The 12,928-nt window shown below is 65.7% G+C and carries 12 protein-coding genes; 9 read left to right on the forward strand and 3 right to left on the reverse strand.

The features are described from left to right. Positions 1–148: 148 nt before the first annotated feature. Positions 149–916, reverse strand: coding sequence for an SDR family NAD(P)-dependent oxidoreductase (locus HAP48_RS07560; protein WP_166214275.1), 768 nt, complete (start codon positions 914–916; stop codon positions 149–151). Positions 917–1,038: 122 nt separating this feature from the next. Continuing rightward, complete coding sequence (locus HAP48_RS07565) at positions 1,039–1,659, reverse strand: hypothetical protein (RefSeq protein ID WP_166214274.1); 621 nt, start codon at positions 1,657–1,659, stop codon at positions 1,039–1,041. Between the two features lie 363 nt (positions 1,660–2,022). On the opposite strand from HAP48_RS07565, the gene tuf reads away from it, so the two are divergent. Both tuf and HAP48_RS07575 read left to right on the forward strand, forming a co-directional pair. Beyond that, positions 2,023–3,228 (forward strand): elongation factor Tu, encoded by a 1,206-nt coding sequence (gene tuf, locus HAP48_RS07570; RefSeq protein ID WP_166214273.1) that lies wholly within the window; start codon positions 2,023–2,025, stop codon positions 3,226–3,228. A 196-nt stretch (positions 3,229–3,424) separates the two neighbouring features. After that, positions 3,425–3,796, forward strand: a complete 372-nt coding sequence (locus HAP48_RS07575; protein ID WP_166214272.1) for a DUF2946 family protein — start codon at positions 3,425–3,427, stop codon at positions 3,794–3,796. 466 nt (positions 3,797–4,262) lie between these two features. On the opposite strand, the gene HAP48_RS07580 is transcribed toward HAP48_RS07575, so the two are convergent. Further along, a complete protein-coding gene (locus HAP48_RS07580) occupies positions 4,263–4,553 on the reverse strand; it encodes a hypothetical protein (protein ID WP_224496949.1) in 291 nt (96 codons plus the stop codon). Positions 4,554–4,600: 47 nt separating this feature from the next. Here HAP48_RS07580 and HAP48_RS07585 point away from each other — a divergent pair, with 47 nt between their 5' ends. The 7 genes from HAP48_RS07585 to HAP48_RS07615 all read left to right on the forward strand — a co-directional run bounded on the left by HAP48_RS07585 (position 4,601) and on the right by HAP48_RS07615 (position 12,852). Continuing rightward, positions 4,601–6,205 carry a TonB-dependent receptor domain-containing protein gene (locus HAP48_RS07585; RefSeq protein WP_224496950.1) on the forward strand — a complete coding sequence of 535 codons (1,605 nt, stop codon included), beginning with the start codon at positions 4,601–4,603 and terminating at the stop codon, positions 6,203–6,205. A gap of 166 nt (positions 6,206–6,371) precedes the next feature. Continuing rightward, a complete protein-coding gene (locus HAP48_RS07590; RefSeq protein ID WP_166214271.1) occupies positions 6,372–7,307 on the forward strand; it encodes a helix-turn-helix domain-containing protein in 936 nt (311 codons plus the stop codon). 126 nt (positions 7,308–7,433) lie between these two features. Further along, complete coding sequence (locus tag HAP48_RS07595; RefSeq protein WP_166214270.1) at positions 7,434–8,678, forward strand: acyl-CoA dehydrogenase family protein; 1,245 nt, start codon at positions 7,434–7,436, stop codon at positions 8,676–8,678. Between the two features lie 109 nt (positions 8,679–8,787). Then, positions 8,788–9,510, forward strand: coding sequence for an SDR family NAD(P)-dependent oxidoreductase (locus tag HAP48_RS07600; RefSeq protein WP_166214269.1), 723 nt, complete (start codon positions 8,788–8,790; stop codon positions 9,508–9,510). Between the two features lie 144 nt (positions 9,511–9,654). Continuing rightward, positions 9,655–9,891, forward strand: a complete 237-nt coding sequence (locus HAP48_RS07605) for a hypothetical protein (RefSeq protein ID WP_176399261.1) — start codon at positions 9,655–9,657, stop codon at positions 9,889–9,891. Between the two features lie 262 nt (positions 9,892–10,153). Further along, positions 10,154–11,017: a DUF427 domain-containing protein gene (locus HAP48_RS07610; RefSeq protein WP_166214268.1), complete on the forward strand. Its 864-nt coding sequence runs from the start codon at positions 10,154–10,156 to the stop codon at positions 11,015–11,017. Between the two features lie 71 nt (positions 11,018–11,088). Continuing rightward, positions 11,089–12,852 (forward strand): MOSC and FAD-binding oxidoreductase domain-containing protein, encoded by a 1,764-nt coding sequence (locus HAP48_RS07615; RefSeq protein ID WP_166214267.1) that lies wholly within the window; start codon positions 11,089–11,091, stop codon positions 12,850–12,852. Positions 12,853–12,928: the final 76 nt, after the last annotated feature.

Consider the following 12,928-nt stretch of genomic DNA (forward strand, 5'->3'; position numbering starts at 1 on the left):
CGCCTTCGCTAAAGCTTCGGCGAGGCCGACAGCAAAGCCCGGCGAAGCCTTGGCGTAGCCGGCTGCCGGGCATCCACGTCTTTATCTCCACTCGCGCAGGCAAAGACGTGGATGGCCGGGACAAGCCCGGCCATGACGATGCGGGTGTCTAAGCCAGCGTCCCGCCGTCGACCGGCATCGCGATGCCGGTGACGAACGACGCCTTGTCCGACAGCAGGAACACCGCGACCTCCGCGATCTCCTCGGGGCGCGCGGCGCGGCCCATCGGATTGCGGGTCACCGCGGCCTTGATCAGTTCCTCCGGATCGGCCTCGTTGCGCCCCGGCTGGTCCGGCCGGTTGACGAACACCCGCAGCATCGGCGTGTCGATCGCACCGGGACAGATCGCGTTGACGCGGACGCCGTCCTTGGCGTGGCGCTTGGCGAGCGCCCGCGCGAGGCCGATCACACCTGCCTTGGCCGCGGAATAGGTCGGGCTCCACGGCGAGCCTGTCAGCCCTGAGGTCGATGCGGTGAACAGGATGCTGCCCTTGCGGCGCGCGGTCATTTGACCGAGCGCCGCATTGGTGGTGATCAGCTGCGAGCGCAGATTGAGATCGATGCTGAGGTCCCAGCCCTCCATGTCGTCGATCACTGACGGACCGGGAATGCCGAGATGGTTCCAGACGCAGTCGAGCGCGCCGAATTCCTTCACGGTCGCGGTGACGATCTCGCGCGAAAAGCCGTCGTCGCGGAGATCGCCGGTCAGCGCCAGCGCGCGCCCGCCGCCCTTTTTGATTTCGTCGACCACCGCCTTCGCGCCGGCCTCGTTCTGGTCGACCACTGCGACGTATGCGCCCTCGCGGGCGAGGATGCGCGCTCCGGCGCGGCCGGCGCCCGACGCTGCGGCGGTGACGAGCGCGATCTTGCCCTGCATGTCCACGTTTTCGATCCCGGCTGTGCTCTTGACCTTGAGCCTTCTCGGCTCTGGTTGGATCAGGACCGCAGCGATGCAGTCTTGCGCTGAAGCGCTATCCGCCCGATCTGCGCGGGAATACGCTAGCGGCCGCCGAACAGAACCGGAGACTGGCCGGGCAGCAGCTGCGAATGGATGTCGCTGTCCATCCGCTCCGCCCCTAGCTGGGTGAAACCGGCCCCGAACGACAGGGTGACATTCGAGCTCGGGCGAAACTCCAGGCCCGCGCGCGCCGAATAGCCGGCGTTGACGCCGGGATTGCCGCTGAACGGCGCCAACGGCCCGCCGGCGCCGGGCGGATTGTATTTCAAGGTGTCGAAGCCGGCGAAGAACGTCACGGGTGTATTGCCGACGCCCTTGAAATTGTAGCCGAACTGCGCGCCCTGATATTCGAGCGGGCCGAAGGCCGCCGATTGATTGAGCGTGTTCCAGCCGACGCGGCCGCCTTCGCCGCCGATGAACCAGCCGTCCGGACGGCCATTCAGATACGAGAAATCGCCGCCCTGCGCGCCGGCGGCGTCGAAGCCCGGAAAGTTGCCATAGGTGTCCGCCTTCTGGCCATCGGCCAGGCTGCCGCCGAAGCCGAACAGCGACCCCGGCGTCCAGTAGCGCACCGGGCCAGCCTGAGCATGAGCCTGCTGGCCGCCGAGACACAGCGCTGCCAAGATGATTGCGAGACCGGTTTTGCTTGCGAGGACCGACATTCCGGAGACCGTCATTTTGTGCCCGCAAACTATACGCTCCGGAGGCCGACAATGCCAGCGTACCGCTCCACGGCAACACGCCCGCCTCTTGCCAATCGCGCGGCCACCCCTTATGTACACGCCTCCTTTTCTTGAGCGAGCGATCCAGGTTTCCAACATGCGGCGATCACAGCAAGCAACGATGCTGATGACGGGAGGGCTATTGCCCTCAGCCGCCGCTATTCTGCTTTGGACCTGACCTCACGTCACACCTGACATTGGAAGGCAGCCCGGAGCGGAAGCGGCTCCGGGCGCCGAACGAGCTCTCACGGTGCCTCGAGTCGTGAAAACCCAGCACGGGAGCTCGAACACCACAGGTGTCCCATGGCCAAAGAGAAGTTCATCCGCCTCAAGCCCAACTGCAATGTTGGCACGATCGGCCACGTGGATCATGGCAAGACGACGCTGACGGCAGCGATGACGAAGGTTTCAGCCGATCACGGCTGGGGCGCGTTCGTCTCCTATCAGGATGTTGCCAGGGCGTCGGCAGCGCAAGGTACACGTGACGATACGAAGATCCTGACCATCGCGACGAGCCACGTCGAGTTTTCGACGGCGGCGCGCCACTACTCGCATGTCGACTGCCCGGGCCACGCCGATTATGTGAAGAACATGATCACGGGCGCGGCGCAGATGGACGGCGCGATCCTGGTCGTCTCCGCTGTCGACGGGCCGATGCCGCAGACGCGCGAGCACATCCTGCTCGCGCGCCAGATCGGCGTGCCGCGCATCGTGGTGTTCCTGAACAAGTGCGACGTCGCTGACGATCCGGAGCTCGTCGATCTCGTCGAGATCGAGGTGCGCGATCTGCTGTCGAAGTACCAGTACGACGGCGACAACGCGCCGGTCGTGCGCGGTGCGGCGATGGCGGCGCTGCGCGGCGAGCGCGGTCCGCTGGCCGATCAGGCGATCCTCAACCTGTTCGAGGCACTCGACAACACTATCGAGCTGCCCGAGCGGCCGAAGGATCGCCCGTTCCTGATGCCGATCGAGGGCGTGCAGTCGATCGCAGGACGCGGCACGGTCGTGACCGGGCTCGTCGAGCGCGGCACAATCAGGCTCGGCGACGAGGTCGAGATCGTCGGCCTCGGCGAGACCCGCAAGTCGGTCGTGACCAGCATCGAGAGCTACCGGAAGATCCTCGACCTGGGACAGGCCGGCGACAATGTCGGCTGCTTGCTGCGCGGGATCGACAAGGCTCTCGTGCAGCGCGGTCAGGTGCTGTCGCACCCGGGCGGTGCGTCGCCGCACCGGACCTTCCGGGCGGAAGTGTACGTGCTGACAAAGGACGAAGGCGGCCGGCACACGCCGTTCTTCGCCAACTATCGTCCGCAGTTCTACTTCCGGACCGCCGACGTCACCGGCACCGTCCGGCTCGCGGACGGCGCCGAGATGGTGATGCCGGGCGACAGCGCCGAGTTCACGATCGAGCTCAACAAGCCGATCGCGCTCGAGGAGCGGTCGCGCTTTGCGATCCGGGAAGGCAACCGCACCGTCGGTGCCGGCGTCGTCACCGCGATCGTGGAGTGAGGAATGGGGGCCTGGCGCGAGCCGGGCCCCCATTTCAAGGCGGGCAGCGCTACGACCGGCGAGAAAACAGCTCAGAAATTGATCGCACCGCTCAGCAATGCGGATTGACAGGCTGGCACGTTTTCGAAAAGGTGCGGCACCGCGTCGCACGCGCCGTCCGTCGGTGTTGTGACCATCGACGCGGAATGGCGTCGTCATGAAGTGGTTTCGTTCGAACATCAGGCACGGGGCTGGGCTGGCGCTTTTCGCGCTGGCGATCCAGTTCGCGCTGTCGTTCGGGCATTTTCATGCCATCGCATCGGCACAGGCGACGGCCTCGTTCGCGGCGCATGTCGAGAACGCCTCGCGCGACGAGCCGCGTTCTGCCCCTGATTCCGATCAGGCCGCGGACCTTTGCGCGGTCTGCGCCGTCGTGGCGATGGTCAACACGGCGACGCCAGCACCGGCGCTGCCGCCGCTGCAACTGCCCGATGCCGTCGGTCTGCTTCCTTGGCACGTCGACAATTATGCGGCCCCGGTCGAGTTCGGCCGGCCGCACTTTCAGCCGCGCGCACCTCCGATCTCCTGACATCCCGGCACAACTGAACTTCGAACGCGGCCACGCATCGGCTGCCGTTTGATCAATGGGGAATCTGGCCGTCGCGCATCGACGGCGGGCTCGACCGCGTCCTCGTCGGAAGGATCCGGATCGCGGCCTCGTGAGATCGGAAACCAACATGTCAGGACGTATCAGACGACACGCCGCCGCAGGCGCGGCATCGCTTTTGGTCTGCGGGATGAACGGCGCCGCATGGGCGCAGACGACCGCGCCGACCACAGAACTTCCTGACATCACGGTAACGGCGCCGCTGCACCACACCGCGCCGTCTGCGCCGAACAAGCCGAAGACACACGTTGCCGCCGGAGCCGGTCGACGCGCGCGAAGAACCGGTGCGGTATCGGCTGCGCCCGAATCCGCCGAGCAAGCTCAGGCTCGTGGGGTCGCAGGCCAGAACGCGCGGCTCGACCAGGCCCGCGCCGACCGGCGCCAATACCTACGAGATGAGCCGGCAATTTCTGGAGTCGCTGCCGCAGGGCACCAACACCACCCTGGACAAGGCGCTGCTGCAGGCGCCCGGGGTCTCGCAGGACTCCGCCGCGAGCGGCGAGCTGCACGTGCGCAACGAGCACGCCAACCTGCAATACCGCATCAACGGCATCATGCTGCCGGACGGCGTCGGCGCCTTCGGCCAGATCATCGACACCGGCATCGTCGGCAGCATGGCGCTGTTCACCGGCGCGCTGCCCGCGCAATACGGCCTGCGCACCGCCGGCGTGCTGGACATCCAGACCAAGACCGACGCCTTCAACAATTCCGGCAGCGTCAGTGTCTATGGCGGCAGCCACGGCAATTTCACGACCAGCGTCGACTACGGCGGCACCATCGGACAGACGCAGTATTACGGTCTCGGGACGCTATTTCGGCAGCGATGTCGGCATCGAGAATCCGACGCCGGCCTACAACGCGATCCACGACCGGACCGATCAGGAAAAGGGTTTTGCCTATGTCTCGACGGCGCTCGATCCGACCAGCCGGCTGACCTATATCGGCGGCGTCTCCAACGGCGCCTATCAGATCCCCAACAATCCGGGCCAGTCGCCGGCCTTCACCGCCTACGGCGTCTCCAATTTCGATTCCGCGCTGCTCAACGAGCGGCAGCAGGAGTTCAACCAGTTCAACGTCGTGGCCTATCAGAAATCGGCCGACGGGCTCGATTACCAGATCGCCTATTTCAACCGCTACAGCCAGTTGCACTTCACGCCGGATCCGGTCGGCGATCTCGTCTTCAACGGGGTCGCATCCGACGTCTACCGTCAGAGCTTCATCAACGGCATCCAGGAAGACACGTCCTACAGAGTAGGCTTCGCGCACACGCTGAAGTTCGGTGTGTCCTTTAGCGCCGAGCGGTCGCTGGTCAACAACGGCTCGACCGTGCTGCCGCTGGACGATACCGGCAACCCCGTCGACGCGCCGCTCTCGGTGTTCGATTCCAGCGCCAAGACCGGATACCTGTTCTCCACCTACATCAGCGACGAGTGGAAGATCACCAACCAGCTGACGCTCAACGCCGGGCTGCGCTTCGACCAGATGTGGCAATATGTCGATGCCAACCAGCTCAGCCCCCGCATCAGCCTGACCTGGAAGCCCCTCGAGGGCACGACCTTCCATGCCGGCTATGCGCGCAACTTCACGCCGCCCGAGCAGGTGCTGGCGGCGCCGACCAATCTGGGACTGGTGCAGAACACCACGGCGCAGCCGCCGGTCACCGCCAACGACCCCGTGCTGCCAGAGCGCTCGCACGTGTTCGACGTCGGCGTCACGCAGAAAGTCTATGCGATCCCGGGCCTCGAAGTCGGCATGGATGCCTATTACAAGATCGCGACCGACCTGCTCGACGACGGCCAGTTCGGCGCGGCCTACGTCCTGACCGCTTTCAACTACGCAAAAGGCACCAACGAAGGCGTCGAGCTGACGGCGAGATACGACCACGAGAACCTGCACCTCTACGGCAACGTCGCCATCGCAAGACAGGTCGCGACCAACGTCGTGTCGAACCAGTATCTGTTCGATCCGGACGAACTGGCCTACATCGCCAACAATTACGTCAACACCGATCATGCCCAGACCCTGACGGCATCGGTGGGCGGCTGGTATCAGTGGCACGACACCAAGTTCAGCGCCTCGCTGATCTACGGCTCAGGCCTGCGCGACGGCTTTGCCAACATCGGCACCGTGCCGCCCTACGCGCAGGTCAACCTCGGCGTCTCGCACGATTTCTACCTTGTCGCGCCGAACAAGCCGACCACGCTGCGTCTCGATGTCGTCAATCTGTTCGATACCGTCTACCAGATCCGCGACGGCTCCGGCATCGGCGTGTTCGCGCCGCAATACGGACCGCGGCGCGGCGTCTATGCCGGCATCACCCAGAAGTTTTGACGAAAGGCCGACGTCAACCGGGGGATGGCGATGCCCACAGCATCGTCATTGCTCCGGTCCGCGGGTGTCCCGAGACCCGCGGGCTGGCACTATTTGACCGCCGGTTTTGCCGGCGATATCTTTCGTGCGCTGGGCCCTTCGCAGTGACAGTCTATTCGAGGCGCACATGGAATGGTCGACCAGGCCGGCCCGTCCGGATCAGCCCTTCGGCAGTTGGGCTGATGACCTCGCGGCTGCCTTCGTGCGGTTGGAGCCGCGCCGGATTGCCGAGGAGTCCTTTGTCGGCACGATCTGCAAGATCGACGCCGCGCCGCTGCAGATCTCGCGGGTCACGGCGAGCGGACACACCGTGCTGCGGCTGCCGTCGCACATCGCTGCGAGCACCGACGACCTTTGCTTTGTCAACCTCCAGCTCGAAGGGCTGGGACGCACCTTGCAGCGCGGCCACGAGCAGATCAGCGCGCCCGGCGATCTCGCGGTTGCCGATACGACGCAGCCGTTCGAGATCGCCCACCGCCACAATTTCAAGCTCTTTTGCTTTGCGGTGCCGCGACGCCTGTTGCCGGACGCGCTGTTCGACCGCCCACGGCTCGGCCTGTCGGCGACCGAAACCGGCCGCGCGCTCTCGCGAACGCTGGCGAGCTACGCCGAGCTCTGCCTGAGCAGCCGTCAACTCGCAACGACCTCGGCGATGCTCGGCACGCATATCGCCGAGCTGATCGCGCACGCACCCGACATCCTCGCCGACATGTCGGCGGAGCGCGTGCATACGCCGGTGCTGCTGTCGATGATGCTTGACCATATCGCCCGTCACAGCGACGACCCCGAGCTCGGCGCCCCGGCGCTGGCCACGAAATTCCGCTGCTCCGAGCGCTATGTGCACCGCCTGTTTGCGACCACCGGCCGCTCCGTCGGCGAACACGTCAACGAGCAGCGGATCGCCGCGTGCACGCGCGCCCTGCTCGATCGCAGCTCTGCTCACAGGACCATTGCCGAGATCGCCTTTGCCGCGGGCTTCCGCGACATCTCGCATTTCAACCGCCTGTTCAAGCGCCACAATGGCCTCGCCCCGCGCGAGTTCCGCCGCGCCGCCGCGCACTGAGGCACGACAAGACCGGTTCACAACCCGGTTCACTCCGCGCCAAGAAATCGGGCGCTGCCGTCCAAGACTTTTTGAGCACTCCGGGATAGCGATTGACCCAGGACACAAGGGTCAGAGGGCATTGGCATGGCGATCGATTTCACGCTCACGGCGCAGCAGCGCGAGCTGCAACTCGCGTCCCGCAAATTTGCCAGGGAGGTGCTGGCCGAGGCCAGGGCCGCTGAAAAGCTGGCAACGCCGGAGCAGCGCTTTCTCGCGACCAAACCGACCTACGAGGCGATGGTGGCGGCCGGCTATATGCGCAAGTGCATTCCGGCGCCGGCAGGCGGCGACAATGCCGGCATGATCGACATGGCGATCCTGGCCGAGGAATTCTACAGCGTGAATCCCAGCGTGACGCTCACGATGCTCGGCAGCGTGCTCGGCCTGCTGCCGTTGCTGCTCGGCGGCACGCCCGAGCAATGCCAGCGGTTGCTCGCGCCGTTCCTGAAGACCAGCGGCGCGCCGCTGGCCGCCTTCTGCTCCAGCGAGCCGGGCGGCAGCGCCAACGCCGCCTCGCCGCCGCCCGGCGAGGGCGTCCGCACCACGGCCCGGCGCGAGGGCGACAATTGGGTAATCAACGGCCGCAAGAAATGGGTGTCCTCGGCCACCGGCTGGAATCGCGAGGGCGCCGATCTCCTGACCATCGTGTGCCGGACCGATCCGGCGGCAGCGGCGGACGCGGCCATCTCGATCATTGCCGTGCAAGGACCGCTGACCGGTCTTGTGTTCGAACGCGCGATCGACAGCATCGGTCATCGCGCGCATCTCGTCCCGGAGTTTGGCTTTCAGGATGTCGTGGCGCCGCACCACAATCTGCTCGGACAGCAGGGGTCAGGCCTGGCGCTGACGGCGGCGGCGTTCACCGGCACCGCGGCGCTGGTCGGAATCTTCGGCGTCGCGCTGATGCGCTCAGCGTTCGCGTTCGCGCTTGATTTTGCCCACACCGAAAAGCGCGGCGGCGTCCATCCCATCATCGAGCATCAGGCGGTCGGATACGCGCTCGCCGATGCCAAGACCACGATCGAGGCGGCGCGCACTCTCAGCTGGCGCGCCTGCCATGCCCTGGACACCCAGTCGCCGGCCGCCGAGGAGCTGGCGGTGCAGGCCAAGATCTTCGGCTCCGAGGCCGCCGTGCGCGTCATCACCGATCTGATGCGGGTGGTCGGGATCGACAGCTATGACCATGAAGCCCCGTTCGGCGGCCTGCTGCAGGACGCGCTCGCGCTGCCGATCTTCGACGGCGGCAATCTCGGCATAAGGCGGCGGCAACTGCACACGATGTTCAAGAGCCGCGACTACAGCCCGCTTGCGGCAAGCGGCGCGGCGTAGGCCACAGCGTTTTCGAGCGAAGCCTGCCCCGCTCGTGATGCGGGGTAGATACCGGTTCGCGCAAAGAAAACGCGTCAGAACAAGAATCGAATTTCGAAGGAGTGCGATCATGAGCACAGAGCGGAAAGTGGCTGTCGTCACCGGCGCATCGCAAGGCATCGGCGCCGGCATCGTTCAGGCATTCAGGGATCGCAACTTTCGGGTCGTTGCGACATCGCGCTCGATCAAGCCGGCCACTGATGTGGATTTTTTCACGATGCCAGGCGACGTCGGCGCAGCTGATACGGCTGCGAGCGTGTTCAAGGCGGCGATGGAGCGTTTCGGCCGCGTCGACACGCTGGTCAACAACGCCGGAATCTTCATGGCGAAACCGTTCACGGCCTACACGCAGGATGACTACGCCACCTACATCTCCACCAACGTGACGGGCTTTTTCAACATGACCCGGCGCGCGCTGGAGGTGATGAGCAAACAGGGCCACGGTCACGTCGTCACCATCACGACAAGTCTTGTCGACCAGCCGATGAGCAGCGTTCCGGCCGCCCTCGCCTCGCTGACAAAGGGCGCCCTGAACGCCGCAACCCGCGCACTCGCCATCGAATATGCAAGGACCGGAATCCGCGTCAACGCGGTGTCGCCCGGAATCATCAAGACCCCGATGCACCCGGCAGAGGCGCATCAGGCGCTGGCGGCGCTTCACCCGGTCGGCAGGATGGGAGAGATCTCCGACATCGTCGACGCGGTGCTTTACCTCGACGGCGCAGGCTTCGTGACCGGCGAAGTGCTCCACGTCGACGGCGGACAGGCTGCCGGCCACCACATGCCTGGCTGATGCATGCAAGAGGCACTACGCGAGGAGCCGTCCGTCGTCATTGACGACGAGGACCAGGCACTCGCTCCGTAAAAACCCCGCTTGCGCTCCGCTGCCGGCTGCGGGAAGCTTCTCCCGTCAACTTTTGGGGAAGGAGCGGAAAGCATGGCGTGCGCACGCAAACTTCTTTTGAGCTGCCTTGCGGTCGCGGCATTCGCTGCCGCCTTCAGTCCCCGGACCGCCAACGCGGTGTTTTGGCGCGGCGTCACCGCCCCGACGAACATCGACATCCACGGCTACCCGATCATCAAGGAGCCGCCTCCGAGCCCGTGCCAGCTCATCCATGTGAATGGCTTCTGGGTCCGGCAGTGCCTGGATTTGTCGTATCGCCGATGGCGATGAACGAGTAGCGCCTCGCTTGCGCTGCGATCTCCGCGATGCTCGCCTCGTCCTTCCCCCGCGGGCATGAGCCTCCGCGCCGACCGCGCATTGCGCGGAACCCGGGTGCGGCGGGCAAGCGCCAGACAGGCCCGAAAGTTGCCATCGTTATTGTGAAAACTTGCTGTCGGATCCGCGTTATTGCTGTCGAATTCGCGTTCGGCGTAACAAATGCTCCGCGGATATCGTACCAGCCTCGATCGTCAAATCTTCGCGGGAGGCAACAATGGGACTGTCCTGGCAACAAGGTCCGCTCTCGGCGGGAGCACTCGGCCGGTTCCTCGTGCCCGAACCGCTGCCCAAGAGGTTGTTGTTCGTCGAACGGCTGCGCCGGCGCATGCGCGTGCGCTTCGCCGACCGCTGGATCGCCGACAGCGAGCAGGTCCTCCTGTTGTTCGAACCGGCGCGCTATCCTGTCGCTTACTTTCCGGAAGCCGATGTTGCTTCGGGTGTCCTGGAACGCACCGAGCACGTCACCCAGCACGCCGATCTCGGATCCACGTCCTGGTATAGGGTCCGCGCCGACGAGCAGCATATCGCAGCGCGGGGCGCGTGGCGGCACACCGGCCTGCCGGCCCACGCAAGCGAACTGCAAGGCCGGGTCGCGTTCGCCTGGCGGGCGATGGATGCCTTCTATGAGGAGGACGAGCGGATCGTCGGTCACGCCGCCGACCCCTACCATCGCATCGACATCCGCCAGGCCTCCCGTCATCTCGTGGTCAGCCACGGCGAGCGCGCCATTGCCGACACCAGGCGGCCGCTGGTGCTCTACGAGTCCGGCTTCGCGCCGCGCTGGTACGTTCCGCGCGCCGATTTCGACGAGTCCGCCCTGGTTCCGGTCAAGCTCCAGACCTTCTGCCCCTACAAGGGATTGTGCAGCTATTACGCGATCGGTGAGGCACGCCAGGCGGCATGGTCCTATCCGGACGCCTATCCCGAGGTGCGCCGCATCTCCGGCCTGGTGTCGTTCGAACCCGATATCGTCACCGTCCATCTCGACGGCGTTCAGCTGCATCTCGAGCCGGGCCAGACCGTCGTGCCGCACGGCCCGGATCGCAACCTCGACGTCGCCGAGATCGTCCGCGAGTAGGCCTCCGGCGGCTTGCTGCCATTGCGAGCCGCGGGGAAGGCGTCCGATTCTCATTCAAGGCGGAGCAGAACATGGCGCGACTGCTATCCGTGAACGTCGGGCTTCCGCGCGACATTGAGTGGAAGGGCCGCACAGTTCACACCGGAGTCTGGAAAAGCCCGGTGCCTGGCCGCTGCCGGGTCGGCCGGCTCAATCTCGCCGGAGACGGCCAGGGCGACCTCGCAGGCCACGGCGGCGAGCATCGCGCCGTCTTCGTCTACCAGATCGAATCGTATCGCCACTGGCAGGAAGAGCTGAAGCGAGACGACTTCGCCCACGGCCAGTTCGGCGAGAACTTCACGATCGAGGGCTTGCCCGACGATGCCGTGTGCATCGGCGACCGTTACCAGATCGGCAGCGCGCTGTTCGAGATCACCCAGCCTCGCGTGACGTGCTACCGCGTCGGCATTCGCGTCAACGAGCCGCTGATGCCGGCATTGCTGACCTCAAGCGGGCGGCCGGGCTTCTACTTCCGCGTCCTCAGGGAAGGCGATGTCGGCGCCGGCGACGACATCGTGAAGGTGGGCGAGACGAAAGAGCGGATGACCGTCGCGGAGATCAACGCGCTGCTCTATTCGCCGAACCATCCGGGTGATCGCCTGGAGCGCGCCTTGCGCATCGAGCAACTCTCGCCGGGATGGCGGGCGTCGTTCGAGGCTTTACTGCAGAACCAGGCGAGTGGCACGGGCACCGGCAACGCGGGGCTGGCGCCGGCAGCGGCTGCGCATCCCGCTGCACCGGGATTTCGTCCGCTGGTGGTCGCCGCGATCGATCACGAGGCCGCGGACGTCCTCTCGCTGTCGATGCAAGATCCGGACGGACGGAAGCTGCCAACGGCCCTGCCCGGTCAGTATGTCGTGCTGCGCCTTCGACCCGCCGGCAACGGGCCGCAGCTGTTTCGCAGCTACTCGCTCTCGGGTCCGGCTTCGACGGAGCGCTACCGGATCAGTGTGAAGCTCGAGCCGAACGGCGCTGCCGGATCTTACCTGCGGGAGCAGATCCGGCCCGGCGATCGTCTCGACGTCAGTTCGCCCCGCGGAAGCTTCGTGCTGCAGGCCGGAGCGCGGCCCGTCGTGTTGCTCAGCGCGGGAATTGGCGCAACGCCCGTGCTGGCAATGCTGCACGCCCTGGCGAAGACCGGCTCGACACGACAGGTGTTGTGGCTGCACACGGCTCGCGACGGGCAACATCATCCGTTCGCCGCCGAAGTCCGCCGCCTGATGCCTGCCCTCACCCACGGTCGCAGCTACGTTTGCTACAGCAGGCCGGCCTCACGTGACCGGAAGGGCGTCGATTTCGACGGCAGCGGCCATCTGTCGCGACAGGTGTTCGGCGAGATCGGCATTCCCAGCGAGGCCGACGTCTACCTCTGCGGACCCACGCGCTTCATGGCCGACATGAAAGACGCGCTGACGGCCTTCGGCGTGGCGCCGCAGCGAACTCATCTCGAAATCTTCAACGGCAGCGAGTCGATGACACCGGGCGTCGTCGGCGCCGCAACCCGAGCTCCACATCCGCCGAGCGACGACGCGGACACCGGTCCGTTGATCTCCTTCGCCAGAAGCGGCGTTGCCGCGCACTGGAAAGCGTCGGCCTACCAAAGCATCCTCGAGCTCGCCGAGGCATGCGATGTCCCGGTGCGCTGGGCGTGCCGGAGCGGCGTTTGTCACAACTGCGAAAGCGGCCTGGTTTCAGGCACGGTCGCTTTTGGTCCGGAGCCGCTCGACAGGCCCGCGGACGGCAATCTCCTGATCTGCTGCTCACGGCCGGTTGGTGATCTCGTCATCGATCTCTGAACTGCAAGCGCGGCACGTGTCCGAACCGAACGAGCGCCATCCGCGCGCGGCTGTGAGATAGCTGATCCAAGCGTCC

It is taken from the genome of Bradyrhizobium septentrionale (assembly GCF_011516645.4).
Lineage (GTDB): Bacteria > Pseudomonadota > Alphaproteobacteria > Rhizobiales > Xanthobacteraceae > Bradyrhizobium > Bradyrhizobium septentrionale.

Bases quoted from the DNA above. Each gene is read 5' to 3' on its own strand.
- HAP48_RS07560 (WP_166214275.1), bottom strand. From the start codon at position 916: ATGCAGGGCAAGATCGCGCTCGTCACCGCCGCAGCGTCGGGCGCCGGC.
- HAP48_RS07565 (WP_166214274.1), bottom strand. From the start codon at position 1,659: ATGTCGGTCCTCGCAAGCAAAACCGGTCTCGCAATCATCTTGGCAGCG.
- tuf (WP_166214273.1), top strand. From the start codon at position 2,023: ATGGCCAAAGAGAAGTTCATCCGCCTCAAGCCCAACTGCAATGTTGGC.
- HAP48_RS07575 (WP_166214272.1), top strand. From the start codon at position 3,425: ATGAAGTGGTTTCGTTCGAACATCAGGCACGGGGCTGGGCTGGCGCTT.
- HAP48_RS07580 (WP_224496949.1), bottom strand. From the start codon at position 4,553: ATGTCCAGCACGCCGGCGGTGCGCAGGCCGTATTGCGCGGGCAGCGCG.
- HAP48_RS07585 (WP_224496950.1), top strand. From the start codon at position 4,601: ATGGCGGCAGCCACGGCAATTTCACGACCAGCGTCGACTACGGCGGCA.
- HAP48_RS07590 (WP_166214271.1), top strand. From the start codon at position 6,372: ATGGAATGGTCGACCAGGCCGGCCCGTCCGGATCAGCCCTTCGGCAGT.
- HAP48_RS07595 (WP_166214270.1), top strand. From the start codon at position 7,434: ATGGCGATCGATTTCACGCTCACGGCGCAGCAGCGCGAGCTGCAACTC.
- HAP48_RS07600 (WP_166214269.1), top strand. From the start codon at position 8,788: ATGAGCACAGAGCGGAAAGTGGCTGTCGTCACCGGCGCATCGCAAGGC.
- HAP48_RS07605 (WP_176399261.1), top strand. From the start codon at position 9,655: ATGGCGTGCGCACGCAAACTTCTTTTGAGCTGCCTTGCGGTCGCGGCA.
- HAP48_RS07610 (WP_166214268.1), top strand. From the start codon at position 10,154: ATGGGACTGTCCTGGCAACAAGGTCCGCTCTCGGCGGGAGCACTCGGC.
- HAP48_RS07615 (WP_166214267.1), top strand. From the start codon at position 11,089: ATGGCGCGACTGCTATCCGTGAACGTCGGGCTTCCGCGCGACATTGAG.